26 protein-coding genes are annotated in these 25177 nt (G+C 64.9%); 9 read left to right on the top strand and 17 right to left on the bottom strand.

Going from position 1 to position 25177, the window contains the following annotated elements; all coding sequences use genetic code 11:
* Positions 1-111 precede the first annotated feature (111 nt).
* From QX071_RS32320 to QX071_RS32280, 9 genes are all read right to left on the bottom strand, one after another.
* Positions 112-435 carry a hypothetical protein gene (locus QX071_RS32320; RefSeq protein WP_315707256.1) on the bottom strand — a complete coding sequence of 108 codons (324 nt, stop codon included), beginning with the start codon at positions 433-435 and terminating at the stop codon, positions 112-114.
* Between the two features lie 83 nt (positions 436-518).
* A complete protein-coding gene (locus QX071_RS32315) occupies positions 519-1538 on the bottom strand; it encodes a WD40 repeat domain-containing protein (protein WP_315707257.1) in 1020 nt (339 codons plus the stop codon).
* On the bottom strand, positions 1538-2584 hold the full coding sequence (locus QX071_RS32310) for a GTP-binding protein (RefSeq protein WP_315707258.1): 1047 nt from the start codon (positions 2582-2584) through the stop codon (positions 1538-1540). The genes QX071_RS32315 and QX071_RS32310 overlap by 1 nt, the downstream gene beginning before the upstream one ends.
* A gap of 63 nt (positions 2585-2647) precedes the next feature.
* Entirely contained in the window at positions 2648-3523 is an 876-nt protein-coding gene (locus QX071_RS32305) for a metal ABC transporter substrate-binding protein (protein WP_315707259.1), read from the bottom strand.
* Between the two features lie 11 nt (positions 3524-3534).
* Positions 3535-4404 (bottom strand): metal ABC transporter permease, encoded by an 870-nt coding sequence (locus QX071_RS32300; RefSeq protein ID WP_315707260.1) that lies wholly within the window; start codon positions 4402-4404, stop codon positions 3535-3537.
* Positions 4404-5162, bottom strand: coding sequence for an ABC transporter ATP-binding protein (locus tag QX071_RS32295; RefSeq protein WP_315707300.1), 759 nt, complete (start codon positions 5160-5162; stop codon positions 4404-4406). Before QX071_RS32295 ends, QX071_RS32300 begins: the two co-directional genes overlap by 1 nt.
* A 5-nt stretch (positions 5163-5167) precedes the next feature.
* Entirely contained in the window at positions 5168-5356 is a 189-nt protein-coding gene (locus QX071_RS32290; protein WP_315707261.1) for a hypothetical protein, read from the bottom strand.
* Between the two features lie 70 nt (positions 5357-5426).
* The gene (gene crcB, locus QX071_RS32285; RefSeq protein WP_315707262.1) at positions 5427-5813 is read right to left on the bottom strand and encodes a fluoride efflux transporter CrcB; all 387 of its coding nucleotides are present in this window, start codon (positions 5811-5813) and stop codon (positions 5427-5429) included.
* Between the two features lie 165 nt (positions 5814-5978).
* The gene (locus QX071_RS32280) at positions 5979-6578 is read right to left on the bottom strand and encodes a superoxide dismutase (protein ID WP_315707263.1); all 600 of its coding nucleotides are present in this window, start codon (positions 6576-6578) and stop codon (positions 5979-5981) included.
* Between the two features lie 107 nt (positions 6579-6685).
* On the opposite strand from QX071_RS32280, the gene QX071_RS32275 reads away from it, so the two are divergent.
* Both QX071_RS32275 and QX071_RS32270 read left to right on the top strand, forming a co-directional pair.
* On the top strand, positions 6686-7219 hold the full coding sequence (locus QX071_RS32275) for a GNAT family N-acetyltransferase (RefSeq protein WP_315707264.1): 534 nt from the start codon (positions 6686-6688) through the stop codon (positions 7217-7219).
* A gap of 141 nt (positions 7220-7360) precedes the next feature.
* The gene (locus tag QX071_RS32270; protein WP_315707265.1) at positions 7361-7798 is read left to right on the top strand and encodes a DUF2147 domain-containing protein; all 438 of its coding nucleotides are present in this window, start codon (positions 7361-7363) and stop codon (positions 7796-7798) included.
* Between the two features lie 6 nt (positions 7799-7804).
* Here the strand turns inward: QX071_RS32270 and QX071_RS32265 are convergent, their stop codons facing one another.
* Positions 7805-8959: a DUF3095 domain-containing protein gene (locus QX071_RS32265; RefSeq protein WP_315707266.1), complete on the bottom strand. Its 1155-nt coding sequence runs from the start codon at positions 8957-8959 to the stop codon at positions 7805-7807.
* A 170-nt stretch (positions 8960-9129) separates the two neighbouring features.
* On the opposite strand from QX071_RS32265, the gene QX071_RS32260 reads away from it, so the two are divergent.
* Entirely contained in the window at positions 9130-9930 is an 801-nt protein-coding gene (locus QX071_RS32260; protein WP_315707267.1) for an RMD1 family protein, read from the top strand.
* A gap of 372 nt (positions 9931-10302) precedes the next feature.
* On the opposite strand, the gene QX071_RS32255 is transcribed toward QX071_RS32260, so the two are convergent.
* Positions 10303-11019 (bottom strand): MgtC/SapB family protein, encoded by a 717-nt coding sequence (locus QX071_RS32255; protein ID WP_315707268.1) that lies wholly within the window; start codon positions 11017-11019, stop codon positions 10303-10305.
* A 165-nt stretch (positions 11020-11184) separates the two neighbouring features.
* Between QX071_RS32255 and QX071_RS32250 the strand changes: the two genes are divergently transcribed.
* Entirely contained in the window at positions 11185-11574 is a 390-nt protein-coding gene (locus QX071_RS32250) for a hypothetical protein (RefSeq protein WP_409977551.1), read from the top strand.
* Positions 11575-11583: 9 nt separating this feature from the next.
* Here the strand turns inward: QX071_RS32250 and QX071_RS32245 are convergent, their stop codons facing one another.
* The 5 genes from QX071_RS32245 to QX071_RS32225 form a co-directional block, all read right to left on the bottom strand.
* Positions 11584-13878, bottom strand: a complete 2295-nt coding sequence (locus QX071_RS32245) for a heavy metal translocating P-type ATPase (protein WP_315727554.1) — start codon at positions 13876-13878, stop codon at positions 11584-11586.
* 112 nt (positions 13879-13990) lie between these two features.
* On the bottom strand, positions 13991-14722 hold the full coding sequence (locus tag QX071_RS32240; protein ID WP_315707271.1) for an SDR family NAD(P)-dependent oxidoreductase: 732 nt from the start codon (positions 14720-14722) through the stop codon (positions 13991-13993).
* Positions 14715-16109, bottom strand: coding sequence for a fatty acid--CoA ligase family protein (locus QX071_RS32235; RefSeq protein ID WP_315727552.1), 1395 nt, complete (start codon positions 16107-16109; stop codon positions 14715-14717). The genes QX071_RS32240 and QX071_RS32235 overlap by 8 nt, the downstream gene beginning before the upstream one ends.
* Entirely contained in the window at positions 16096-16341 is a 246-nt protein-coding gene (locus QX071_RS32230) for an acyl carrier protein (RefSeq protein ID WP_315707301.1), read from the bottom strand. The genes QX071_RS32235 and QX071_RS32230 overlap by 14 nt, the downstream gene beginning before the upstream one ends.
* A gap of 144 nt (positions 16342-16485) precedes the next feature.
* Complete coding sequence (locus QX071_RS32225) at positions 16486-18303, bottom strand: long-chain-acyl-CoA synthetase (RefSeq protein ID WP_315727550.1); 1818 nt, start codon at positions 18301-18303, stop codon at positions 16486-16488.
* Between the two features lie 177 nt (positions 18304-18480).
* Between QX071_RS32225 and QX071_RS32220 the strand changes: the two genes are divergently transcribed.
* Positions 18481-19506: a Bug family tripartite tricarboxylate transporter substrate binding protein gene (locus QX071_RS32220; protein WP_315707302.1), complete on the top strand. Its 1026-nt coding sequence runs from the start codon at positions 18481-18483 to the stop codon at positions 19504-19506.
* Here QX071_RS32220 and htpG read toward each other — a convergent pair.
* Complete coding sequence (htpG, locus tag QX071_RS32215) at positions 19503-21377, bottom strand: molecular chaperone HtpG (RefSeq protein WP_315727548.1); 1875 nt, start codon at positions 21375-21377, stop codon at positions 19503-19505. The two genes, QX071_RS32220 and htpG, sit on opposite strands and share 4 nt — an antisense overlap.
* Positions 21378-22116: 739 nt before the next feature.
* Here htpG and QX071_RS32210 point away from each other — a divergent pair.
* The 4 genes from QX071_RS32210 to QX071_RS32195 all read left to right on the top strand — a co-directional run bounded on the left by QX071_RS32210 (position 22117) and on the right by QX071_RS32195 (position 25172).
* Positions 22117-22773, top strand: a complete 657-nt coding sequence (locus QX071_RS32210; protein ID WP_315727546.1) for an Mpo1-like protein — start codon at positions 22117-22119, stop codon at positions 22771-22773.
* 152 nt (positions 22774-22925) lie between these two features.
* The gene (locus QX071_RS32205; RefSeq protein ID WP_315707276.1) at positions 22926-23336 is read left to right on the top strand and encodes a hypothetical protein; all 411 of its coding nucleotides are present in this window, start codon (positions 22926-22928) and stop codon (positions 23334-23336) included.
* Positions 23337-23573: 237 nt separating this feature from the next.
* Positions 23574-24710, top strand: coding sequence for an MFS transporter (locus QX071_RS32200; protein WP_315727966.1), 1137 nt, complete (start codon positions 23574-23576; stop codon positions 24708-24710).
* Positions 24711-24785: 75 nt separating this feature from the next.
* Positions 24786-25172, top strand: coding sequence for an MAPEG family protein (locus QX071_RS32195; protein ID WP_315707277.1), 387 nt, complete (start codon positions 24786-24788; stop codon positions 25170-25172).
* The last annotated feature ends 5 nt before the right edge of the window (positions 25173-25177 follow it).

Genomic DNA, 25177 nt, shown 5'->3' with positions numbered 1-25177 from the left:
CACCGCAAACACCATGGTCAAAAACAACACCCGATATACCCAGCAATCGCTTGACAGCTAAGACAGTCGCCGGGTTCGCGTCTTCGACGCGCCCCGGAATGACGGTGAGAGCTACTTCTTCTCGATCGGCGGGGCGACCTTCTCGGCCGGGGCTGGTGGCAGCGCCGGCTTGGCGCCTTCCTTCTGAGCGGCCGGGTCGGGCTGCGCGGGTTCGGGGGCCGGCGTCGTCGGGCGGGTGCCGCCCGGCTTCGATTCGGCTGGCGGCGATGGGGAGGGCTCCGGCGAGGCTGACGGCGTCGCCTGCGCCACTTCGCCCAGGTGGGTCGCGCGGATATCCGCCAGCGACAGCACCGCGATCAGCGCACCGACGGCAAACAGCCCGGCCCCGAGCAGCAGTTCCCTGCGCAACCTTTGTTTGCTGTTCGCTAACATCATGGTCACACCCGCCAATCGATATTGCCGGGAACAACGAGCGGCGCTGGACGCGGTTCCCGGGGGAGCCGCGCCTACGACTTGTCTCAGACCTTCAGCAGCCCCGCCCCGCCGGCTTCATCAGAGAAGGCCAGCCAGGTTCCGGCGGCATTCCAGGCCAGCGCCACCACCGGCGGCGTGCCGTTGCGGCGCACCAGGATCTCGGCACCGTCATGCATCCGTACCATCAGAACGGTGCCATCCTCATAGCCGGCGGCGAGGATGTCCTGCTTCGGATGGCAGGCCACTGCGGTCACCTTGGCCTGCAGCGGCGCCAGCATGGCCGGCTCCTTGCCCATCGGGCCATCCTTGCCGACGAAGGGCCACATGATCACCATGTCGGCGCCGGAGGTCGCCAGGAAGCGGCCGCCCGCCCCCCACGCCATCGACCTCACCCGCGAGGGATAGCCGGTCATGCGCATGTGCTTGCCGTCGGCGAGCCGCCAGCCGTGCAGCGCCGGCTCATGCATTGCGGTGACCAGGAACTTGTTATCCGGGCTGAAGCTGACGGCGAGATGGGAGCCGGCCCAGGCGAGAAATTCCGGCGTCCCCGCCATGTTGGGAAACCACAGGGTGGCGCCGTTGTAATGGGCGATCGCGAGCCGCAGCCCCTTGGGCGCGAACGCAAGTCCGCCGACGGTCGAGGGCACTTCGAGCGACTTCTCCTCGCCCTTGGGCGAGCGGACGAAGGCGGTCTTGCCGACCGACCAGGCCACGCTGCCATCCGTATGCACGGCGACATTATCGATCCAGCGCCGCTTCGGATCGGTCGCGAGCGCGGTCACTGCGCCCTTGCCGTCGACTGCAACGACTTTGCCGTCGTCGCTGCCGATCACGATCCGCGAGCCGTCGGACACGGCCGACAGAATGCCGCCGCCGACCACCTCGACCTTCGTCATCGCGCCTTCGGGATCGACAAAGGCCACGCTCTCCTCGGTGCCGACGAAGACAGCGCGATCGCCGAGATAATGCACGGCGGTCACGTTCATGCCGAGTTCGACCGGCTTCACCCGGTCGGTCACCGAAACGATGGATGCGGCCTCGCCGCCTGGCTCGAACGAACTCATCACGTCACGATGCAGCGCTCGAAACCTTCGCGAATGGCCTGTTCCGGCAATTCGCGGCCGATGAAGACGACGCGGCTTTCACGCGGCTCGCCCTCCTTCCATTTCCGCTGGTGATCACCCTCCAGCATCATGTGGACGCCCTGGAACACGTAGCGATCATCATCGTCCTGGAACGACAGGATGCCCTTGGAGCGCAGGATCTTGCCGCCCTCCGTCTGCACCAGGTTCTGCAGCCACGGCATGAACTTCATCGGATCGAGCGGCTTGTCGGTCCGCAGCGACAGCGACTGCATCTCCTCGTCGTGATAGTGCCTCAAGCCATGGCCGTGATCATGGTGATGGCCATGGTCATGATCGTGGTGATGATGGTCGTGGTCGTGATCGTCGCCGGCTTCCAGGAAGTCGGGCTCGATTTCGAGGATGCGGTCGAGATCGAAGGCGCCGCGCTCGAGCACGTCCGCTATCGCGATCTGACAGCGCTCGGTGCGATGCAGCTTGGCGTAGGGATTGATGCCGCGGATGCGCGCCTCGACCTCGGAGAGTTCTCCCCCGGAGACGAGGTCGGTCTTGTTCAGCACGATCACGTCGGCGAAGGCGATCTGGTTCTTGGCCTCCGGTGCATCCTTCAGCCGATCCGACAGCCATTTGGCGTCGGCCACCGTGACGACCGCGTCGAGCCGGGCATTCTTCTGCACGTCTTCGTCGACGAAGAAGGTCTGCGCCACCGGGGCCGGATCGGCGAGGCCGGTGGTCTCGACGATGATCGCATCGAACTTGCCCTTGCGCCGCATCAGGCCCTCGATGATGCGCACGAGATCGCCGCGCACCGTGCAGCAGATGCAGCCATTGTTCATCTCGAAGACTTCTTCGTCGGCGCCGACGATCAGGTCGTTGTCGATGCCGATCTCGCCGAATTCGTTGACGATGACGGCGTATTTCTTGCCATGGTCCTCGGAGAGAATGCGGTTCAGCAGCGTGGTCTTGCCGGCACCGAGATAGCCGGTCAATACGGTCACGGGGACTTTCTGGGAGGTCACGTCAGACATATTCGCTCCGGGAAGTAGCTCGCATTCGAAATCGATTTGCCGCGCTGAACATAGGCCGCCGGCCTAGCGGCCGAGCGCGCTGGTCAAGGCCTTTATATTGTGCCTGACCATCGCAATGTAAGTGGGTGCCGGGCCGTTTTCCTCGCTGAGGGCATCTGAGTACAGGGTGCCGCCGACCTTGGCGCCGGTTTCGGCGGCGATCCGGCTGATCAGCCGATCGTCATTGAAGTTCTCCAGAAAGACCGCGGGGATCTGTGCGCGCTTGATCTGCGCGATGATGCCGGCGAGGTCGCGCGCGCTCGGCTCGGTCTCGGTGGATACACCGAGCGGAGCGATGAACTCCACACCGTAAGCGTCGGCGAAATAGCCGAAGGCGTCGTGGGTCGAGATCACCTTGCGCCGCTCGGGAGGGATCTTCTCGATCTCGGCGCGGACCTCGCGGTCCAAACCGTCGAGCTCGGCCAGATAGCGATCGGCGTTCCGCTTGAACGTGTCGGCGTCGGCGGCATCGGCCGCGACCAGCGCATCGCGGATATCAGTCACATAGATCATCGCATTTTTGACCGACTGCCAGGCGTGCGGATCAGCATCGGCGCCGCGCTTCCGGGGCGTGATCCCTTGGGTCACCGTCACGATCCGGGCCTTGGCTCCGGAGGCCTGCAAGAGACGCGGCAGCCAGCCCTCCAGGCCGAGACCGTTGACGACCAAGAGCCGCGCCTCGGCGACATCCTTCGCATCATGCGGCGTCGGCGTGTAAACATGGACATCGCTGTCAGGCCCAACCAGCGTGGTGACATTGACCTTGTCGCCACCCACCTGCCGGACGAAATCGCCGAGGATCGAGAAGCTCGCGACGACATTAAGCCGCGCATCTGCATGTGCATGCGCCGAGACGAGACCGAACAATGCAAGACTGAGGACTAAGCAGAAACGTCGCATGGCAAGGCTCATCAGGCTTCGAGATGGCGCCCGGGAAACAGCTGTGGGAGCACGCCGCCGACGCGCCCGAACAGCACCGAAGCGAGGTAGATCAGCGCGGCGACCAGAATGATCGCCGGACCGGACGGAATGCGGGTCTGGAACGACAGCACCAGCCCGACATAGCCGGAGACGATCGCGGCCGCGACGGCGATGCAGATCATCGGCGTGATGTCGCGCGACCAGAACCGGGCGATGCCCGCCGGCAGGATCATCAACCCGACCGCAAGCAGGGTGCCGAGCGCCTGGAAGCCGTTGACGAGATTGACCACGATCAGCCCGAGAAAGACCAGATGCGCAGGTGCGCCGGCCCGGCTCACCGTGCGCAGGAACAGGGGATCCACGCTCTCGATCATCAGCGGGCGGTAGATCACCGCCAGCACGAGCAGCGTGAGCGTGGCGTTGCTGGCGACCATCAGCAGTGTCGGATCATCCATCGCCAGGATGTTGCCGAATAGCACGTGCAGCAGGTCGATATTGGTGCCCTTCACCGAGACGATGGTGACACCGATCGCAAGCGAGGCGAGATAGAAGGTCGCAAGGGAAGCGTCCTCCTTCAGCCCGGTCGAGCGCGACACGAGCCCCGAGAGCAGCGCCACCGTGAAGCCGGCGACCAGGCCGCCCGTCGTCATCGCGAACAAATTGAGGCCGGAGAGCAGAAAGCCGATGGCCGCGCCCGGCAGGATCGCATGCGCCATGGCGTCACCCATCAGGCTCATCCGGCGCAGCATCAGAAACACGCCGATCGGCCCCGAGCCGAGCGCCAAGGCGATCACCGCCGCCAGCGCACGGCGCATGAACGCGAAATCGGAGAACGGCGTGATCAGAACGTCGGTGATCATCAGGCCGCCCGCGATGGAATCTGGTCGGGCATGCAGGCCCTCGCTTTTTCGTCGAACGCTTCGCACATCCGCCGTGCCGTCGCGAGATTGTCGGCGCTCAGTACGTCTGCCGTAGGCCCCCAGGCGACCGGCTCGCGCGCGAGCAGGAGCGTTTGCGGAAAGTGCCCGCGGACCATGTCGAGGTCGTGCAGCGCCGCCACCACCGTGCGCCCCTCCTGGTGCCAGCGCTCGACCAGCCGCAACAGGTCGGTCGAGGTGCTGGTGTCCATCGCATTGAACGGTTCGTCCAGCACGATCATCCGCGCATCCTGCAGCAGCACGCGCGCGAACAGCAGGCGCTGCATCTGGCCGCCCGACAGCGTGCCGATGCCGCGGGTCTCGAAGCCGGTGAGGCCGACGGCAGCGATCGCCTGTGCGATCCGCGCCCGGGCCGCCTTGCCGATACCGCCGAATGGACCCACGGAGCGCCACAAGCCGGTGCTGGCGAAATCGAACACCGAGATCGGGAAAGTGCGGTCGATATCGGCGATCTGCGGCAGATAGGCGATGCTCCGCCGGTCCAGGCCGCCGGTGCTGATGGCGCCCGCCAACGGCTTGAGCAGGCCGACGATGCCGCGGAACAGCGTCGACTTGCCGGCCCCATTGGGACCGACCACGGCCAGCAGGCTGCCCGCAGCGACGTCGCCGGAAAGGTGATGCACGGCGGGATGCCGGTCGTAGCCGAGCGTCACATCGCGAAATTGCAGCTGCATGGTCATCGGCGTCAGCGCATCGCAAGCCAGACGATCACCCACAGCCCGGCGCTCGCCGCCAGGGCCGCGGCGAGCCGCGCGGTGGCCGGCATCCGCAGGATCGACCACGGCGCGGCCTGCGCCGGATGCGGCATGGCCGGCCCGTGGCGGTGCGCATGCGGGTGGGGATGGGCGTGGGTATGAAGATCGTGTGACACCATAGACTAACGTTATATTATAACGTTACAGCTGTCCACGGCAGCGGCCGCCCGCCCCGGGCGAGGCCAAGCCTCAAGTGAGGTACCGCACCAGCGCGAGCGCTCCGAACAATCCGGCGATCGACAGCCCGACCGATCCCAGCACATAGAGGGCGGCGAGCCCCACGGCCCCACGCTCGTACAGGAGCGCGGTATCGAGCGAAAAGGCGGAGAAGGTGGTGTAGCCACCGAGAATGCCGGTCATCAGGAACAGCCGCCAGTGCTGGGTCGCCCCGCCCTTGAAGGCGAGATAGCCGGCGATCAGGCCCATCACGATCGAGCCCGTGACGTTGATGATGAGCGTGCCGAACGGAAAGGCCGTGCCGAGCGCCTTGGCGCTCGCCATGTTCACCGCGTGTCGAATTGAGGCGCCCATCCCGCCCCCGAAAAACACCAGCACGTAACCCAACAACTGCTTCACCTGAACCTCATCCCCGCAACGTCATTCGCACACGCGGCATGCCACCAAAGGCGGTCAACAGAGAAAAAAATTGCCGCAATCCTGCGCCTCTGACAAGAACCGCCCCCAACAAAAAGGGCGGCTGACCGAAGCCGCCGCCCTCTTCGCGCACCATAGCGGCGCGGATCAGATCGTCTTGCCGTAGAGCTCGTCGACATAATCCCAGTTGATGAGGTTTTCGACGAAGGCCTTCAGGTAGTCCGGACGGCGGTTGCGATAATCGATGTAATAGGAATGCTCCCAGACGTCGCAGCCGAGGATCGGGGTGGCGCCATGCACCAGCGGATTCTCGCCGTTCGGGGTCTTGGAAATTTCCAGCTTGCCGTTCTTGACCTGGAGCCAGCACCAGCCCGAGCCGAATTGGCCGACGCCGGCCGCGGCGAAATCCGCCTTGAATTTCTCGAAGCCGCCAAGATCTTCGTTGATCTTCTTCTCGAGGCGGCCCGGCAATTTGCTGCCGCCGCCATCCTTCTTCATCCACTGCCAGAAGTGGATGTGGTTGTAGTGCTGGCCGGCATTGTTGAACACGGCAGGATTCTTGCCGAACGAGCCCTTCACGATCTCCTCGAGGGACTTCCCTTCGAATTCGGTCCCCTTGATCGCATTGTTGCCGTTGGTCACATAGGCTTGGTGATGCTTGTCATGGTGATATTCGAGCGTCTCCTTCGACATATAGGGGCCAAGGGCTTCATAGTCGTAAGGGAGCGGGGGAAGAGTAAAGGTCATGGGGTGGTTTCCGCAACTTGTGGGAAGACGGGGATTTAACGGGACCTCCTTATAGAAGGTTCCAGGAGTGTAAAACACTGTGATTTTGGAAAAAGCGAGCCGCTTTGATGAGCATCGAGATCGAGGTCCTCAATGGCGCCGCCTCTTGGGAGCTGGTTCACCCGCTCTATCAAGCGGTCTGGCCGCCTGAGGTCGTCGCCACATTACCCTGGGCAGGTATCACCTTTGCCCATGCCGATCTCCGCGTCCTGGTGCAGGACGAGGCTGGCGACGTGGTCTGCCACGTCGGCCTCTATCGCCGCGTCGTGACCTGGAATGGCCAGAAGATCAATGTCGGCGGCATCGGCGGTGTGATGACGCGCGAGGACGTGCGCAATCGCGGGCTTGCCACGATTGCGCTGAACGCCGCGATCCAGACTTTCAGGCATGAGGATTCCGTGAACTTCGCGATCCTGTTCTGCGAGCCGTATCGTGCACCGTTTTACATGGCGCGCGGCTTCATGCCGTTCGAAGGCGACGTCTATGTCGAGCAGCCGGACAAAGGACGCGTGCGCTTCGACGCGATTGGACCTCACGTTCACGATCTCAAGCGCACCGCGCCGACACGCGGCACGATCGATCTCTGCGGCCTGCCATGGTGAGCACCGGCGAAAGAGCACCGCAAGATGCCGACAGCGAAATGTCGCAACTCATCGTGATGCGGCGGCATTGGACAAACAGCCGCGGCCGGTTGCATCGACGCAATTTGCTGTTATGGACATCGTCCTGATCCGGGGGGTATCATGATTGCGAAATTGAATATTCTTGCTCTTGCGCTCGCGGCGTTGATGGGAGCCGCGCATCCGGCCTTGGCGGCCGACGATCCGACCGGGACCTGGCTGACGCAAGCGGGCGACGCAAAGATCAAGGTCAGCAAATGTGGCGCCAACCTGTGCGGCAATGTGGTCTGGCTCAAGCAGCCGATCGATCCGGGCACCGCCAAGCCCGCCGTCGACGACAAGAATCCGGATCGCGAGCTGCGCCAGCGTCCGATCATGGGGCTGCAATTGTTCATCGGCGTGCACCCGGACGGGGCCAACCGATGGTCAGGCAAGATCTACAATGCCGATGATGGCCAGAGCTACGAAAGCCACATCTCCGTCGCCGGCCCCGAAGCGCTCAAGGTCGAAGGCTGCGTCGGCGCACTCTGCGGCGGCGAGACCTGGACGCGCGCGCACTAAGTGCGGTCAAGCTGTGACCGCCGCCTTCAGCGCGGTCGCAGCCGACGCATAACCACCGCGCGCGCCGTCGATGAAGTGCACATGATCGGGGCGCAGTGCCGAGGGCGTAAAGCAGGTCATCATCGCGGCATCCTGCCGATGCAGTCCGTAGCGCACGATACCGCGTGAAGCGGCATCCGCCAGGCGGTTGTTCAACGCCTGCGCAAGCTCCTCGGTGCAGTCGAGGATCATGCGCAGCGCGTCGTCATATTTGCGGAAGTCAGAATTCTCGACCAGCTGCTGCTTGTAGAGCTTCGGTACGAAGCCGCCGATCCGGATGCCGAAACGAAAGACCGCATAGACGAACAGCGTTCGTGCGAGCACACGAACCCAGCGCGCGACCAAGGGGCCGCCGCGCGATGCACGGACCTCGTAGCCGAAACCTTGGGGCGGCCATTTCAGCGCCGGCCCACCCGCCGGGACCGGCCTGCCGGAGTCGGGGCTGCGCTCGACCAGCGCGATGATCTCTTCGATCACCTTGCGATAGTCCGACGGATCAGTGCTTTCCGCCGGCAGTACCAGCACCGAGAGGATGAGCCCGCGCGCGGACGGAATTTCCTCGAACCGGCAGGACAGGCCGGAGAGATCCGGCTGCGTGCCGGGGGGCGCCGGCTGCACGGCGAATTCGCCGCGTTTCATCGCCGCCTCCGCCCAGCCGAGCCCGCCGCCGGAGAACATCGCATAGGACAGATTGGCGGACGGACCGTAACGCGCCACCCGCACGTCCAGCCCCTGGGCGCGGATCGCCGCCATCGGCACCAGCGCCACGCGCATGGTCAGTCCCAGATCTTCGCGCACCCAGGTCGCGGTTGCGGCCAGCGTGGCGCGTGCGCGATCGACATCGCCCGGCGCGACTGCGAAGCTCGCGCCATCGCCACCGAACACGAACGGAAATTCCCGTCCACCCAAGCCGTTGGTCACGGCGGCGATGACGGCGGCGCCTGCCATGTTGACAGCCTTGTAGCGCTTGTCGGCAATGGCCTTCGTCGAGTCGACGATATCGGCGACGCCGACCGTCCAATCGTCAGGCAGCGGCCGATATAGCGACGGCTCCATCAGCCGGGCGAAGCCGCGGAAGACCGGAATGGCGGCGTAGAAATCGGCGGCGCTCGTGCTCGACATGGATGGACGATCTGTCTCGGTTGCGACCTCAGAGAGGAGCTACGGCTGCAGCTGTCAAGCCGGTTCACGCCGCATCAGGTTTGAACCCGACATTGGCCAGCAGCAAGGCCGATGGCCGCCGCACGCGCGTTGTCGTCGAAATATCGCTCCGCCCCTGCTAGGCTGAAGGGATGACCCAGACCCCACCTGCCCCACAGCTCTCCGCCCGCGCGCTGCAGATCGCCGATCGCATCAATACCGCGGGTTTCGAGGGCCAGGTGCTGTCCGCGACGCCGCTTGCAGTCGGCATCGGATCGAGCGGCGTGGCTGTGGTGTTTCGCTATGGCGTCGTCGTGTTCATCGGCATGTCGGCGGCCGAGGAGACCGAGTTTCTCGAACGCTTGAGGCCGCGGCTGTTCGGGCTGATCAATCCCCCCGAGGAAGAGACCGCGAAAGTGCAGGTGGCGCGCGAGGCCGAAGAACCGATACCTGTCGGCGGACCGATCGTTGTCAAGGAGTTCTCGCTCGAGCGGCTGCTCGTCGTCGCCGATGCGCTTGCCAAGAGTGTCGTACTCGGGCGCGGCGAGCGCGAGGTCGCCAACGTCTTCGATACGATCGAACCGTTCGCGCGCGAGCTTGCCATGTTCGGACGCAGTTCGCGGAGCGGCACAGCGATGCTGAAGCTGCTCGGCGAGGCCCTCTTGGTGCAGCATCGGGTCTCAGGGCGCGTCGCCGTCGGCGAGAAGCCGGACGTGCTGTGGGATCGGCCGGACCTCGAACGGCTCTATGCGCGGCTGGAGGACGAATACGAGCTGAGCGAGCGCGTCGAGACCCTGAACCGCAAGCTCTCGGTGATCGCGGAGACCGCGACGGCGCTCGCCGACATCATCGACACCAAGCGTTCGCTCCGGCTCGAGATCATCGTGGTGATCCTCATCGCCTGCGAGATCGTCCTCGGCTTTTACGAAATTTACGCCCGCGGCGGACACTGACCGTTTACCTTCGCCAGATCAAAATCTTAGGTTGCATTATTTCGCGGCGCACCTATCATGGTTCCGATACAATGGCGGTCGGGGTCGCCGCATGAACGGTCTCTCCGGGGCATTCCGGCACGCGATGGGGGCAACTGTTATGAGCAGCGGACGCCCGTGGCATTCAGCCATGGTTCACACGACGAATGGAACATTTCGCGCCTGATCGATGACCGGCCCGAGGGGACGGATTCCGGCCTTGCCAGACCAGTTGGGTGAATTTTTGGGTGTGTTTTTGGACGACCAGCCAGTTTCGTCCGGCTCCGATGAGAGACCGACGGCTTCCGGCGAAGTCGTCCCCTGCATCATCGATCATTCCACCCAAGCGCTCAGTCACTCCAGCGCACTGACATTCCAGGTGGCATGACGTACCCCCGGCAATTTGGAGAGCTCGGCGGTGACGCGGTCGAGATCGCCCGGTTCGACCGCGAGCGGCACCAGCAGCGCCGTGATCTCGACATTGTCCGGGGAGCGGTAGGCCACCTCGGTCTCGCGAACCGGGTATTTGGCGGCCTCCAGCCGCTCGTCGATCGCCTCCCGTATCTCAGCGGCCCGCAAGCCGTCCGTGGTCACGACGATCTCGTAATTGGCTTCGGAGTGCTTCTCGGTGAGGGGGATACGGTCGATGGCGTTGACCAACGGCCGCAACAGCGTGTTGCCGGCGAGCACGAACAGCGTCAACGCCGCCGACTGCGCAATCAAATCGGCGCCGGCGCAGGCGCCAACCGCCGCCGAGGCCCACAAGGTCGCCGCGGTGTTGAGGCCGCGGACATTCATGCCTTCCTTCATGATCGTCCCGGCACCAAGAAAGCCGATCCCCGACACCACATAGGCGATGATCCGCACTGCGCCGTCCGCACCGGTGAGACGGTTGCCGAGATCGACAAAGGCCGCAGCCCCGACCGCCACCAGCACATTGGTGCGCAGGCCCGCGCTGCGCTGCCGATATTGCCGCTCGGCCCCGATCAAGGTCCCGAGCACGAAGGCCGTGAGCAGGCTGACCAGGGTGTCAAGGAAATCAAACAGCTGGAAAGTTTGCAGGAAGCGCATGCCAAGCCCGTTGCCGTCTCACTTGTGATTGTGCCGCAGGTCCCTAACCCTGCCCGGCATGGTGATCAACCAGTTCGCGCCGGCAAGCGACCGGACGGTCGATGCCCGCGCGGAGCTTCATTGATTGGAATCAAATCCCGTTCCGTCAAACCCATCTAGGCTGCCATGTGCAACAGACAGACGACGCCCGTGTTCGACGCGAGAAATGAGCTTCGTCCCGCCGTCCGGCTTGGACACGATGCCGTCAGCGCGGTGAAGCTGTCGCAACAGCTGACCGCGAAAATCGACGCCTGGGCAGAAACGCAGGAGATCACGCGGGCTGATGGTATCCGCCGCCTGCTGGAAATCGGCTTGCAGGCCTCAGCGCCGGCAGCCAGTCCGCGCAAATCCGTCTGCGATTCGATCGCACTCGAGCAGATCGTCGCCCAGCAGCTCGAGCGAATGCTCGCCCCGGATCTGCCGGCAGACGAACGCGAGCGCCGCATCCGGCGGCTGATCGAGGGTCCGCCGGAGTTCTCCAAAGATCGGCTCGACCGGCCGAAATATTCGCGGTGAGCACCGCGCTCAGGCGGCGGTCCGCTCGACCACGGCTTCGTAGATGTCGTCCTCCTGCGCGGTGTGCATCCGCACCAGCGTCTCGATGGCCTCGATCACGCGCTGGGCGTCGCGGACCAGATAGCGATCGATCTTTTCCGACGGAAGGTCCTCGGCGATGCGCGCCAGCAGCCGCGCCAGATGCAGGATCTCCCGATGGGCGCGGCTCATCGCCGAAAGTCCATGGCTCTCCTGTAGCAACGCGGCGAGCCTGGGATAGATCGCGCCTTCATCGTCGCGTTCATGCGCGACCACCTGATCCTGCACCAGGCGATTGGCTTCGGCGATCAGGGCCGGGGCCGACTCGGCAGCCGCCTCGTCCAGCGCGTCGGCGATCGCCCTGAGCCGATCGAGGCCGCGGATCAGCGCCTGGTGGTCGTGCCGAAGCTCGCGCCCGGCCTCGACGGGCATCTGCCCCGAGCTGCTGCGATAAGGCGGCAGCAATGCGCGCAGCGCGTTGAGAATGACGGCGACGTCGATCGCCTCCTGGATGAGCGCGGCCGGCACCGGCCGCAGCCAGCCGAACGCCGCGGCGCCCATGGCCAGGAAGGAGAGGCTCATCCCGATCGCGATGCTTTCCAGCGCGATCCGCCGCGCTCGCTGCGCGACCATGATCGCTTCGCCGACCCGGTCGAGCCGATCGGCGAGGATCACGACGTCGGCAGCCTCCGAGGAGGCGCTGGCGCCACGCGCGCCGAGCGCGACCCCGACATCGGCGGCGGCCAGCGCCGGCGCATCGTTGATGCCGTCGCCGACCATGATGGTCGGATGCAGGCGCTGCTCGGTCCTGACCGCATCGACCTTGTCGGCGGGCACGCGGTCGGCCAGCACGGCATCGAGATCGAGCGCCGCGCCGATCGCCTGCGCGGCCGCGGCACGGTCGCCGGTTACCATCACCATGCGCGCGACGCCGGCTTGCCGGAGCAGGCGAATGGCACGCGGCGTGTCGGGGCGCAATTCGTCGGCCAGCAGGAGTGCGCCCACTGGCCGCCCCTCCACCGCGACAAAGACGACGAGCGCCGAGCGCCAGGATGCGCGCCGGATCGCACGCGCCGCCCAAGGCGCGGGATTTCCGCTTGCCAGGATCAGATCGCGCGAGCCCGCGCTGACCTCGCGGCCCTCGATCATGCCGTGGAGGCCGGAACCCAGGGTCTCCCGCACCTGCTCCGGGACCTTGAGCTTGAAGCCGCGCGCCAGGCCCGCTTCGACGATGGCGTGGGCCACCACGTGATGCGAAGCCTGCTCGAGCGAGGCGCCAAGCAGCAGCACGGTATCCGCGTCCTCGCCGGGGGCCGCTTCGACCGACAGGAGGCGCGCACCGCCAACCGTCAGCGTACCGGTCTTGTCGAACAGAACGGTGTGCGCACGCGCGAGCGCCTCGAGCTTGCCGCCGCCCTTGACCAGGATGCCACGGCGCGCCGCCTGCGCCACCCCGGCGATAAAGGCGACCGGGGCTGCCAGGATCAGTGGACACGGCGTCGCCGCGACTAGCACCGCAAGGCTGCGGGTCAGATCGCCCGAGGCGAGCCAGGCCAAGGCGGCAATCGCAAGACTCACCGGCAGGAAGATCAACGCATAGCGATCCGCCATCCGCACGAAAGGCGCCTTCGCGGTCTGCGCCGCGGTGACCAGCTTGACGATCCCGGCATACGTGCTTTCGCCCGCGGTCGCCGTCACCGACAGTTCGAACGTCTCACCCGCGTTCAACGAGCCGGACAGGATCCCCGTGCCGTGCGGCTTGTTGACCGGGATCGGCTCCCCGGTCAGCGCTGACTCGTCGACCACAGCGACCTCGGATTCGATCACGCCATCGACCGGCACGATCTCGCCCGCGCGCACCATCAGGAGATCGCCGATGGCGACATCGGCAATCGGCACATCCTGGATGTGACCGCCGATCCGACGATGCGCCTCGCGCGGGGCCCGGTCGACCAGCGCGCGCAGATCATGTTCGGCGCGCGCAACCGCGATATCCTCCAGCACATTGCCACCGGCGTACATCAGCGCCACGACCGCACCGGCCAGCGGCTGGCGCAGGATGATGGCCGCGCTCATCGAGACCAGAGCGATCGCATCGACGCCGACACGGCCGGCAAGAAAATCCCTGATGATGGAGACGATCAGGCCGATAATCACCGGCACGGTCGCCACTGTAAATGCGACATCCGCGAGGTCCGGCAGCGCGAACGCATGAGCAATGCCGCCGGCAGCGAGCCCGGCCACAGCGATCGCAACGAGACTCCACCGCAGAATACGTTCGAGCATGACCGGCAGGATTCCATGAAGAAGACCTGCACTATCGCTGCCGATCGCAACCCGTCACTTGAGGAAAATCAACGGGAGGGAACGCGAGATTGCGACCCGGACGCAAGCTCCGTCAGGCCGTATTGCCGGCATCGACGGTGAGCACGGTTCCGGTGACGTTGCGGCCGCCCTCGCCGAGCAGATATTCGACCATCGCAGCAACATCGTCAGCGTCGGGCAGCCGCCGCAGCGCGCTGCGGCCGGCGATGCGCTGGCGCTGTGCGTCATCCATGCTCTGCGTCAGCTCTGTTGCGATAAAGCCGGGCGCGACCGCATTCACGGTGATGCCGACCTTGCCGACCTCACGCGCCAGCGACCGGGTGAAGCCGTTGGCGGCCGCCTTGGTCGCACCATAGACCGACAGGCCGTTATATCCGGTCTCGGCGATGATCGAGGAAATGTTGACGATGCGGCCCTCGCCGGCCGCCATCATGTGGCGAACGACGTATTTGGTGAGGATCATCGGCGCCAGCACGTTGAGGCGCACCAGCGCCTCGATCTCGGAATTGTGCATGGTGGCCAGCAATCCCTCGGTCCCGATGCCGGCATTGTTCACCAAGCCATAAAGCGGACCGAACTCGTCGCGCAGCGATTTGACGAAGGCCGGGATCGCGTCGATCGCGCTCAAGTCGCAGGCGCGAAACTGGATGCCAGAGCTGGCGGCGCTGAACTCGGCAACCGCCGCACGCAACTCCTCGCTCTCGCGACGCGCCACCGCGATGACGTCGTAACCGGCACCTGCCAGCCGACGCGCGAGGGCAAGGCCGATGCCGCGGCTGCCGCCGGTGACCAGGACGTTACGCATCGGTGCGCGCCAGCTTGCCGGCCGGCGTGACGTCGAGCGCCGGCACGAAGCGGATCATCGCCGGCACCTTGTGCGGCGCGAGGCTTTCACGGCACGCGGCCACGATCTCATCGCGGATCCCCGCCGCGCGGCTCGCGTCACTCTCCTCCGTCAGCACAACGTCGGCGACGACGATGCCGCCGGTGATCGGGCTCTTCCGCGACTTGGCCCGCGACATCCGCACCTCCGGATGACGGTTGATGACGGCTTCGATCTCCTCGGGGTGAACCTTCAAGCCACCGACATTGATGATGCCGTTGCGGCGGCCCACGAAGTAGTACCGGTTGCCGCGCAGCTCCACCATGTCGCCGGTATCGACAAAGCCATCCGCATCGGTGAGTTCGGCCGCATTGCGGCCGATATAGGCATGCGCAGCGCGCTTGGAACGGATGCGCAGCGAGCCGTCGACGACCTTCATGTCGACGCCGCGCGCTTGGCCAGCACCTTCATCCACGAAGCTCGCCGGAAACCCTTCACGCCCGTCATTGACGGCGAAGCCGACCCCCGCCTCGGTGGAAGCATAGGCGTGCCCGATCGAGGCGTGCGGAAACGCTTGAGCCAACGCGTCGAGCACCGCCTGGTCGGCGATCTCGCCGGACAGGCGCACATAGCGCGGCGCGAAGTCTTTGGCGGCGCCGCTCATCAGCAGCTTGCGCCAATGCGACGGCGTGCCGGAGATATGGGTGACGCCGCGTGCCTTCAGCCGAGCGACATGATCGGACAGCGCCTCATCCGGATCGGACAGCACCATCGAGCCGCCGCCGACGATCGCACGCAGGAATATCTGCAGGCCGCCATAGCGGCGGATGTCATAGAAGGTGGCCCAGACCGGCGTTGCGCCCGGCGCCGGACTGTCGCCGATGATCGCGCCGCAGAGACCTTCGAGCGTGTGACCGACGATCTTCGGCACGCCGGAGGTCCCCGACGTCAACATCAGCCATTCGGTTGCGCGCGTCGATTGCACGGGGCTGTCGGCGGGCTGCGGCAGGCCCACCGTGAGCACACGATCGGAGCCGAACTCCGCAAAGCGCTCCGGCTGATCGGTCACGACCGTATCGATTTCGGCATCGGCGATCACGCTCGCCAGGTGCTCGGGGTTGAGATCGGGCGGGCAGAGCAGCATCCGGCTCGCCACGCCGTCGATCTCGATCATCGCAAAGCCGGCCAGCAGTTGGCCGGAGGTGGCGAGCAGCACCGCGCGCCCATCGAGTTCGCCGCCGCGGCCGCCAATGCAGCTCCGCGCCGCGAGTTCGCCCAGCGACAACGGCTGCCGCGGGTCGGAAATCGTACGCTCCGTCAATCCGGCGCCGAGATGGTCGCGCAGCGCAAAGACCTCACGCGGGGACATTCTCATAGGCCTTGATGAAATCGCCCACGGTGTACGGGAAGATCGCATCTTCGGCGAGCGTGAAGGGATCGACGCCGAGATCATCTTCCAGGCGCGCCACCAGGATCGCGAAGGCAAGCGAATCGAAGCCGGTTTCGTTGAGCGTCAGATCGTCGGTGAGCGGGGGCAGCTCGACCTTCTGCTCCTCGGCAATCTGCTTCATCGCCGCAATGATCTTTAACCTTACTGACATGGATGAACCCGCTTTTGCATCAAAATTGACCGGACGAATCATAGGCGGAAAAGGTGAAGGGAACACGGGACCAGCCCGAGCTTTCATCGCCTTGGTAAATGCATTGCAGCGCTTGCTACTGAAGGTGGCCCTCGCCCGATCTCGTCATAGCCTGATCTCCCCGGCTGCGATCCTCCCATAGGTCGCCGCATCGAGCGGATGGTAATTCCCGGTCGCGGCATTTCTGACAAACAAAGGATCGCGGACGATTCCCGGATCGAAACCGTCGCCCATCAATTGCTGCTTCTTCTGCTTGAAAGTCTCGGTCGCATCGAGCGAAGGGACGATGCGCAAGGCGACCGGCTGGGCATAGGCCGGCAGCCGGCGCGCAAGCTCCACGGCGAAGGCTGAGAGATCGAAATCACCGCCGGTCACCAGTGCGGCCATGCCGGCACGCCCGTCGGCGCCCGGCACGACCACGCCGTAAGTTGCGGCTTCGATCACACCGGGACATTGCAGGATCGCGGCATTGACCTCGCCGGTCGCGACATTTTCGCCTTTCCAACGAAAGGTGTCTCCAACCCGATCGACGAAATAGAAGAAGCCCTGCTCGTCCTGCCGCATCAGGTCGCCGGTGCGAAACCAAGCGTCGCCGTGTGAAAAGACGTCACGCAAGATTTTCTTCTCGGTCTCGCCGGCGTCAGTGTAACCCTCGAAACGGCCGCCGCCGGAATCGGCCGTGCCGATCCGTCCGATCGCCTCGCCTATTTCACCGCGCGCGCAAGGGCTGCAAAGCCCGTCCGCGCCGCGCATCGGTCCACCCGTATCCTGGTCGATCCGGACGATCGCGGCCGGGAAGCGGTGGGCGAGCAGCGACGGCACGCGGCCGATCGAGCCAGGCCGGCCCTCGACATTGTAAAGCGAGAAATTGCCTTCCGTCGCGGCGTAGAATTCGAGCATCTGCGGGATCGCAAAGCGGGCCTGAAAGGCCTCCCAGATGTCGCCCCGCAGGCCGTTGCCGCAGGCGAGCCGCAAACGATGGGCGCGATCGAGCTCCGACGGCAGCGCCTTCAACAGATAGCGGCAGAGCTCGCCGATATACTGAAACAGCGTGCAGTCGTAGCGAACGATGTCGCGCCAGAAATGGCGCGCGGAAAATTTCTCGGTCAGAACGGCACTCGCGCCGGCACGCAGCATGCTGCAAGGCGCGACGATGCCGCCGACCGAGTGATAGAGCGGCAGGCAATCATAGAGCCGGTCCTCCGGCGTGGCGCCGGTAAGTCCTGCGAACCAGCCACCCCAATTGAGGATGCGGCGGTGACTGATGCTGGCGGCCTTCGGCAGACCTGTCGTGCCGGAGGTGTAGATCAGCAATGCGCGGTCGTTGATGGTGGTGCCACGCCGTTCCGCCGCAGATAAGGGCCTATCGTCGATCAGCGCGAGCGCCGCGGCGATGTTTGTCGCGCTACGATGCTCGCCATAGGTCCAGATCGTGGGGGCAGCCGGGATCAGCGGCGCGGCCTCCTGATAGGACTCCGCGAAGTGGTCGGCGAGGATGACGTGCAAGGGCTTGGCGACGTTGATGCAATGCGCAAGCGAGGCGCCGACGAGATTGGTATTGATCAGCGCGACCACAGCGCCGACCCGGCTGATGCCAAGCCATGCCGCCAAATAGTCCGGCCGGCTCGGCACCATCAGGCAGACCGTATCGCCCGGCGCGATGCCGGTTGCGAGCGCCCAGCGTGCATATTGGTTGATGCGCGCCGCAAGCTCGCGATAGCTGAAGCTTTCACCTTCCGATATCAGCGCCGGCCGCTGCGGCGCCGCTTCCGCCCATCCGTCGATGATGTCGGCGAACAGCCGCGCCGGTTCGGCCTCGATGCGCGAGGTCAGCTCGATTGCCTTCAGCCAGGTCTTCGCCGTCGACGGCAGCCCGCCTGACCGCGGCCGTTCCGCCGATCGATCCCAAAGCCCTGAATTCATTGCCGACCACCACCTGTCTCGCCCCGATATAGGCGGCCACGGCCTGCATAGCCGTTAACCGGCAGGGTTAACCCGGAACGATCAGGCCAGACGCGAATGCGACGTCCTTCCTTTACGAAGTTGAGGGAATTCGCGTGTAGGCTGCATATCGGTGAAACATGCCAAAGCAAGGCCGGCATGCGCGATGGAACCTTAACGGAAACCACCAAGGATGTGACGTTTACCAGACGTGCCTGGCTGCGTTCCGCAGCGTGGGCCACCATGGCCGCGAGCCCCGTTGCCGCTGCGCTTCCGGCTTGGGCCCAGCCCTATCCCACCCGGCCGGTCACCTGGGTCATTCCGTTCGCACCCGGCGGAGCCACCGACCAGCTGTCCACCCCCATCAGCAAACTGCTGACGGCGCGTCTCGGCCAACCCTTCACGCTTGAACATCGTCCAGGTGCCGGCGGCAATGTCGCCACCCGAAGCGTGGTCGAGGCCGCGCCGGACGGCTACACGATCCTGGCGACCTCGACCGCCAATCTCATCGGGACCTCGTTCGATCCGTCGCTGCCGTTCGACGTCACGAAAGACCTCGCGGCGGTCGCCGGCATGGCCCGGATGCCGCTGCTGCTGCTGGTCAATAACGATCTGCCGGTGCGCAACCTGGCCGAGTTTGTCGCCTATGCGAAGGGCAATCCCGGCAAGCTCAGCGTCAGCACCGCGGGGCCCGGCACCGTCCAGCATCTGTCGGCAGAACTGTTCCGCAGCAAGGCCGGGATCAAGTGGACGATCGTCCATTATCGCGGCTCCTCTCCCGCGCTGGTCGATGTCGCCTCCGGCCATGTTCACGCCGCTTTCGACAACGCTGCATCCGCCTTGGAGACGGTCAAAGCCGGCAAGCTCCGCGCGATTGCGGTCACGACCCAGACCCGATCGGAGAGGCTGCCAGACCTGCCTCCCATCGCCGACGTGCTGCCTGGCTTCGCAACGTCGGGCTTCTATGGTGTGGCGGTGCCGCGCGATACGCCGCGACCGATCGTCGAGTTGCTGAACCGCGAGATCAATGCGGCACAAGCCGATCCCGCGATCAGGCAACACTACGCCGAATTGGGCGCAATCCCGCTCGCCGGCACTGTCAGCGAATACAACGCCGTCGTCGCTGCGGAATCGGTCCGCTGGCGCAACGTCGTCGCGCTGCTGGATGTCCGCAAGACGGATTAGGCCGTAACGCCCTGCACCACCAACCGGTTGAGCCGGGCCGCGAACGCCGCGGGGTCCTCGGGCAACTCGCCATCCAGAATCTGGGCCTGCTCCAGCAGCAGGAACGACATGTCGTCGACCTTGGCCTTGTCGGCGGCGGCCTTCGCAATGGCGACCACGAGTGGGTGACGCAGATTGATCTCGAGGATCGGCTTGGAGCGTGCACCGCGTGCCTGCTGCGACAGGATGCGCTCCAGCTCACGGTCCGGACCATGGCTGCCGGCGACGAGACAGGAGGCACTGGTGGTAAGCCGGGTCGAGACCTTGACGTCGGTGACGCGATCGCCCAGGCTCGCCTTGATCAGCGCGATGGTCTCGGCCTCATTGGCGGCCGGCTTGGCCTCGTCCTCGGTCTTGTCCTCGGTGAGTGGGATCAAATCGAAATCGATGTCGCCCTGGCTCAGCGACTTCAGCGGCTTGCCGTCATGCTCCAGCCGCGCCGAGGTCCAGAAGGCGTCGACCGGATCGGTCAACAGCAGCACCTCGATGCCGCGCGCTTTCGCTGCCTCCAGCCGCGGATTGGACTTCAGCCGCTCGACGCTGTCGCCGACCAGGAAGTAGATCTCGGTCTGGTTGGGCTTGAGGTCCGCGACGTACTGTTTCAGCGACCGCCGCTCGCCTGTCGTCGTCGTGAAGCGCGAGAGCGAAAGCAGCTTGTCGCGCCGCTCGAAATCTTCATAGAGGCCTTCCTTGATCACGGCTCCGAAGGCGTCCCAGATCTTGTCGAAGTTGTCGGCGTCCTTCTCGGCGAGTTGCTCCAGCTCGCCGATCACGCGGCCGGTGACGGCCTTTCTGATCTGCGCGAGCTGCGGATTGTTCTGCAGCATCTCGCGCGAGATGTTGAGCGGCAGATCCTCGCTGTCGATCACGCCGCGGATGAAGCGCAAATAGGCCGGCAGGATATCCGCCTCGTCGGTGATGAAGACGCGTCGGACGTAGAGCTTCACCTTGCCCTTGCGCGCCGGCTCGAACAGGTCGAACGGCTTGGTCGAGGGCGCAAACAGCAGCACCGCGTAGGAGTAGCGGCCCTCGGCGCGGTAATGCAGCGTCAAGGCCGGTTCGTCGAATGCGTTCGCGATCGACTTGTAGGCCTGCTTGTAGTCGTCGGCCGAGAGTTCCGATTTCGAGCGCTGCCACAGCGCGCTGGCGGAGTTGATCTGGCGCGGCTCGCCCTCCTCCGGCACCAGTTCGATCGGGAACTGGATGTTATCCGAATAGGCGGTGACGATACGCTCGATCTCGTAGGTCTCGAGATATTTCTTGGCGTCCTCCTTCAGATGCAGCACGATCTCGGTGCCGCGGGTGACGCGCTTGGCGTCCGCCTCGGAGGCCGGCGCCACCTCGAACCCGGAGCCGCCGGAGGACGACCAGGTCCAGACCTCATCCGCTCCGGCGCGGCGACTGGTCACGACGATGCGGTCTGCGACCATGAAGGCGGAATAAAACCCGACGCCGAACTGGCCGATCAGGCCGGTGCCGTCCTTGGCCTCAGCCAGTTTCTGCACGAACGCCTTGGTACCGGAACGGGCGATGGTGCCGAGATGGTCGATCAGCTCCTGCCGGTCCATGCCGATGCCGGTGTCGGCGACGGTCAGGGTATCGGCCGCCTTGTTCGGGATGATGCGGATCTTCGGCGCTTCGCCGCCGCCGATCAGTTCCGGCTTGGCGATCGCCTCATAGCGCAGCTTGTCGCAGGCATCGGAGGCATTGGAAATCAGCTCGCGCAGAAAGATCTCGGTCTCCGAGTAGACCGAGTGCACCATCAGATTCAGGAGCTCGGAGACCTCGGCTTGAAATTGGTGGGACACGGTGGCGGTGTCGGTCATCGTCATGCGTCAGCTCAAGGAAATGGTTTTGGAAGGCACCGTCGATATAGCGCGGCGACCACCGGGATCAAGCCTTGGTATCCAGGCAATGCATCCAAGCCGCGATATCCAAGTCCCGACATTCAAGCCTTGACATCCAGGTTTGGCATCCAGGCATTGACATGCGGACTTGGCATCCGGACTTGGCATCCACCCGCTCAGCGAGCCCCCTCCCCGTTCGTACGGCGAATGGTGAGATCGACTGCAACCGCACCGGGCGCCAGCGGGCGGGCTCCGACGGAGTACCACATGGCGCTGTTGACTGCACCGCGGATGCGCCCGCCCACGCGCGGCCCGCCATGCCGATCGAGAACGCCGTGACCCCGGCGCTGGAGGTGCCGGCCCTCGACCAGCCGGTTGAAACCAATAGCGCCGGCTACAACGACGCCTCACCGAGACCCACCGAGAGAGAAGCCGTTCGACCGCTCCCTCGTCTTCCGACCTGACGACCCGACTGCAGCAGCCATTTTCTTCGATGCCGCGGTCGCTTTGGCCGACGTCCTTTGACCTGGATCAATGACGGGATTGCTCCGCTGCGGGCACTTTGCCTGATCGGCGCCTCGATAGTGACCAGCTACTTAGTTGCATATGCAACAAATAATCCACGGCGCGATCGCTTTCATTGTGACAACATCATAATGTCACGCAACCTTCACTGAAGCGCTTTACGGCTCGCCTCGCACTCCACAACGGCACGGGGATTCGCATGGCGAGCTACTACAGGACCCTGCAAACGCAGCGTTTCGACGACTACCGCTACTATCATCAGAGCCGGATCAATCAGACGCTCCACCTGATCAGCGCGGTGATCTTCCTGGTCACCTATGCCCTCCTGTTCAAGGATCCGGCCATGGCCGGCCTGATCGGATGGCTCGCGATGCTGACACGGCAAACCGGCCACTTCTTCTTCGAGCCGAACGGCTATGACAAAGTGAACGAAGTCACCAACGAGTACAAAGAGACCATCAAGGTCGGCTACAATCAGAAGCGCAAGATTGTGCTCTTGCTGGTCTGGGGCATGGTCCCGGTGATGCTGTTCGTGTTTCCGACCCTGTTCGGCCTGTTCTCCTCGCCCGTGAGCCGGATGGACTTCGTCCGTCATGTCGGCCTGCTCTGGCTTGCGGTCGGGATCGGCGGCAGCCTGTTCCGGACCATCCAGCTGTTCGCGATCAAGGACGTCGGAACGGGACTGACCTGGGCGTTCAAGGTGCTGACCGACCCGTTCCACAATATCGCGCTGTACTGGAAATCGCCTCTCGCACTTGCCCGCGGCGAACTGATCGATCCGACCATCAAGGACGCCTCGCATTGGGGCGCGGTCGATGACGAGATCGAGGCCGAAGAAGCCGCGCACCTGACCTGAGGGCGCGATCCGATCGCCCCGCCGCTGGCAAGCCGGCGGCGGGAGCGGTATCCGGCGAGAGCGACGGCGCCGAAAAGCTCGCTCTACATGGAACAACTCCCGATGTCTGCCGTTGCGGCCTTCAGTGCTGGTGGCATGAGGAGTTCTTCGCCATGTGTGACTACAGCTTGCATACCGTCTCGTCCCGCGATGCCGAAATTTCCGACGTGCTGATGTCCTGCCGCTTTCCGGGCACCGAGACCCGCGGCTTCTGCAGCAAAGAAGACCCTTTGACCGCGGTTTGCCTGCGTCCGGGGACCGAGCTCGCGTTCGACGACGACGTCCGCATCAAGGGCCTGTTCTTCCGGCGCAAGGTCGGTGCGCATCTCGCCCGCTTCCGCAAGGTCGATACCAATAGGCCGACCGAACATCACGACGCGCTGGAATTCTCCAACGGCCGGATCGTCAAGGTCACGGACCTCGCCACCGGCCAGCGCGCCCGCGTGCTGCAACTGCCGGCCGAGCACGCACCCAAGCGCACCGCCAGCCCGGTGACGATCGAGCTGCGGGCAACGCAGCCCTGAAGGCAAACGCCAGCGCACCGGTGTCAGGCGCAGCGCCTCAACGCAACGCCTGACCCGCGGCCGTTGCCCGCCGCAGGCTCGCGGCGCGGTGATCGGGTGGTGGCGCCAGGATAGGGGGACGGCCGCCGCATGCCGACGATCGCCGGTCACGTTTCCGCATCCGAAGCGGCGGCGCCCGTCGCCGGCTGGACCAGCGAGCAGAGACACGTCGTCGCGGCGAGCTTTCTGGGCTGAACGCTGGATGCATTCGACTTCTTCCTGCTCGTCTTCGTGCTGAAGGACATCGCCGCCGAGTTCCGCACCGATATTGCCGATGTCAGCTTTGCCATCCTGCTGACGCTCGCGATGCGACCGATCGGGGCGCTGCTGTTCGGTCGCGCCGCGGACCGTTGGGGCCGCCGTCCGACCCTCATGATCGATGTGCTGTTCTACTCCATCCTCGAATTTACCTCCGGCTTCGCGCCGAGCTTGACCGCGCTGCTGTTGCTGCGGGCGCTCTACGGCATCGCAATGGGCGGCGAATGGGGCGTGGGGGCTTCGCTTGCGATGGAGACGGTGCCGCCACACGCGCGCGGCCTGGTTTCCGGCCTGCTGCAATCCGGTTATCCCACCGGCTATTTCCTCGCCTCGATCGTCTACGGGTCGTTGTTCCCGCTGATCGGCTGGCGCGGCATGTTCATGGTCGGCGTGATTCCGGCGCTGCTCGTGCTCTATATCCGCCGGAGCGTGCCGGAATCGCCAGCCTTTGCGAAAGGCCGCGCCGCTGGCGGCGCAGGCACGCTGCAATTGCTGCGCTCGCATTGGCGGCTCGGCCTCTACGCGGTGGTGCTGATGACCGCGTTCAATTTCTTCAGCCGCGGCACCCAGGACATCTACCCGACCTTCCTGGAGCTGCAGCACAAGCTCTCGCCGCACCAGGTCAGCCTGGTCGCGATCATCTACAATATCGGCGCCATCTGCGGCGGACTGCTGTTCGGCGTGCTCTCCGAACGCTATGGCCGCCGGCGCTGCATCATCGCCGCCGCGCTCCTGTCCCTGCCGGTGGTCCCGCTCTGGGCCTATGGCAGCAGCATCGCACTGTTGGCGCTCGGCGCATTCCTGATGCAATTCATGGTGCAGGGCGCCTGGGGCATCATCCCCGTGCATTTGAACGAACTGTCGCCCGCCGATGCCCGCGGCACCTTTCCGGGCTTCGTCTACCAGCTCGGCAATCTCATTGCCTCGGTCAATGCGCCACTCCAGGCCGGCATCGCCGCGCATTACGGCGGCAACTATGCCTTCGCTCTCGCCTGTGTCGCGGCGGTGGTCGCGGTTCTGATCGCAGTATTCACGGCGTTCGGCCGCGAGGCGCGCGGCATCAGCTTCGTGAACTAGACGGCCGGACTGGCAACTCCGGTTCCGATCCTGCTATGTCTCCGGTTGCGTCCGTCAGACCGGGGGATTTTAGCCGTGACCATTGCCATCACCTGTACCGCTGTGCTTGGCCTGCTGCTGTTCGGGCTCGGCCTCAACGTCTCCATCACGCGCAGGCGCCACGCCAAGGGCATCGGCCACGATACCGAACCGACCGATCCGGTGCACCGCGCGGTGCGGGCACATGGCAATACCGCGGAATATGCGCCATTCCTGGCAGTGCTATTCCTGTGGTACGCGGCACATGGCGCCCCGGCCTGGATCAATGCGGTGATCCTCATCGCCACCGCCGCCCGCGTTTTGATCGTGGCGGGGCTGCTGTGGGGCGGGCCACTGAACCGGGCCAACCCGCTGCGCGCGATCGGTGCATTGTTCACTTACATTTGCGGATTCGTGCTCGCCGCCGCGCTCGTGGTGCTGTGAGGTCC

The organism is Bradyrhizobium sp. SZCCHNS1022 (genome assembly GCF_032484835.1).
GTDB lineage: Bacteria > Pseudomonadota > Alphaproteobacteria > Rhizobiales > Xanthobacteraceae > Bradyrhizobium.
Note: the sequence above shows the minus strand (reverse complement) of the source record. Positions and strands in the feature narration are given on the sequence as shown.

Excerpts from the sequence above, each read along its gene's own strand:
- QX071_RS32320 (WP_315707256.1), bottom strand. The coding sequence starts at position 435 with ATGATGTTAGCGAACAGCAAACAAAGGTTGCGCAGGGAACTGCTGCTC.
- QX071_RS32315 (WP_315707257.1), bottom strand. The coding sequence starts at position 1,538 with ATGAGTTCGTTCGAGCCAGGCGGCGAGGCCGCATCCATCGTTTCGGTG.
- QX071_RS32310 (WP_315707258.1), bottom strand. The coding sequence starts at position 2,584 with ATGTCTGACGTGACCTCCCAGAAAGTCCCCGTGACCGTATTGACCGGC.
- QX071_RS32305 (WP_315707259.1), bottom strand. The coding sequence starts at position 3,523 with ATGCGACGTTTCTGCTTAGTCCTCAGTCTTGCATTGTTCGGTCTCGTC.
- QX071_RS32300 (WP_315707260.1), bottom strand. The coding sequence starts at position 4,404 with ATGATCACCGACGTTCTGATCACGCCGTTCTCCGATTTCGCGTTCATG.
- QX071_RS32295 (WP_315707300.1), bottom strand. The coding sequence starts at position 5,162 with ATGACCATGCAGCTGCAATTTCGCGATGTGACGCTCGGCTACGACCGG.
- QX071_RS32290 (WP_315707261.1), bottom strand. The coding sequence starts at position 5,356 with ATGGTGTCACACGATCTTCATACCCACGCCCATCCCCACCCGCATGCG.
- QX071_RS32280 (WP_315707263.1), bottom strand. The coding sequence starts at position 6,578 with ATGACCTTTACTCTTCCCCCGCTCCCTTACGACTATGAAGCCCTTGGC.
- QX071_RS32275 (WP_315707264.1), top strand. The coding sequence starts at position 6,686 with ATGAGCATCGAGATCGAGGTCCTCAATGGCGCCGCCTCTTGGGAGCTG.
- QX071_RS32270 (WP_315707265.1), top strand. The coding sequence starts at position 7,361 with ATGATTGCGAAATTGAATATTCTTGCTCTTGCGCTCGCGGCGTTGATG.
- QX071_RS32265 (WP_315707266.1), bottom strand. The coding sequence starts at position 8,959 with ATGTCGAGCACGAGCGCCGCCGATTTCTACGCCGCCATTCCGGTCTTC.
- QX071_RS32260 (WP_315707267.1), top strand. The coding sequence starts at position 9,130 with ATGACCCAGACCCCACCTGCCCCACAGCTCTCCGCCCGCGCGCTGCAG.
- QX071_RS32255 (WP_315707268.1), bottom strand. The coding sequence starts at position 11,019 with ATGCGCTTCCTGCAAACTTTCCAGCTGTTTGATTTCCTTGACACCCTG.
- QX071_RS32250 (WP_409977551.1), top strand. The coding sequence starts at position 11,185 with ATGTGCAACAGACAGACGACGCCCGTGTTCGACGCGAGAAATGAGCTT.
- QX071_RS32245 (WP_315727554.1), bottom strand. The coding sequence starts at position 13,878 with ATGCTCGAACGTATTCTGCGGTGGAGTCTCGTTGCGATCGCTGTGGCC.
- QX071_RS32240 (WP_315707271.1), bottom strand. The coding sequence starts at position 14,722 with ATGCGTAACGTCCTGGTCACCGGCGGCAGCCGCGGCATCGGCCTTGCC.
- QX071_RS32235 (WP_315727552.1), bottom strand. The coding sequence starts at position 16,109 with ATGTCCCCGCGTGAGGTCTTTGCGCTGCGCGACCATCTCGGCGCCGGA.
- QX071_RS32230 (WP_315707301.1), bottom strand. The coding sequence starts at position 16,341 with ATGTCAGTAAGGTTAAAGATCATTGCGGCGATGAAGCAGATTGCCGAG.
- QX071_RS32225 (WP_315727550.1), bottom strand. The coding sequence starts at position 18,303 with ATGAATTCAGGGCTTTGGGATCGATCGGCGGAACGGCCGCGGTCAGGC.
- QX071_RS32220 (WP_315707302.1), top strand. The coding sequence starts at position 18,481 with ATGCGCGATGGAACCTTAACGGAAACCACCAAGGATGTGACGTTTACC.
- htpG (WP_315727548.1), bottom strand. The coding sequence starts at position 21,377 with ATGACGATGACCGACACCGCCACCGTGTCCCACCAATTTCAAGCCGAG.
- QX071_RS32210 (WP_315727546.1), top strand. The coding sequence starts at position 22,117 with ATGGCGAGCTACTACAGGACCCTGCAAACGCAGCGTTTCGACGACTAC.
- QX071_RS32205 (WP_315707276.1), top strand. The coding sequence starts at position 22,926 with ATGTGTGACTACAGCTTGCATACCGTCTCGTCCCGCGATGCCGAAATT.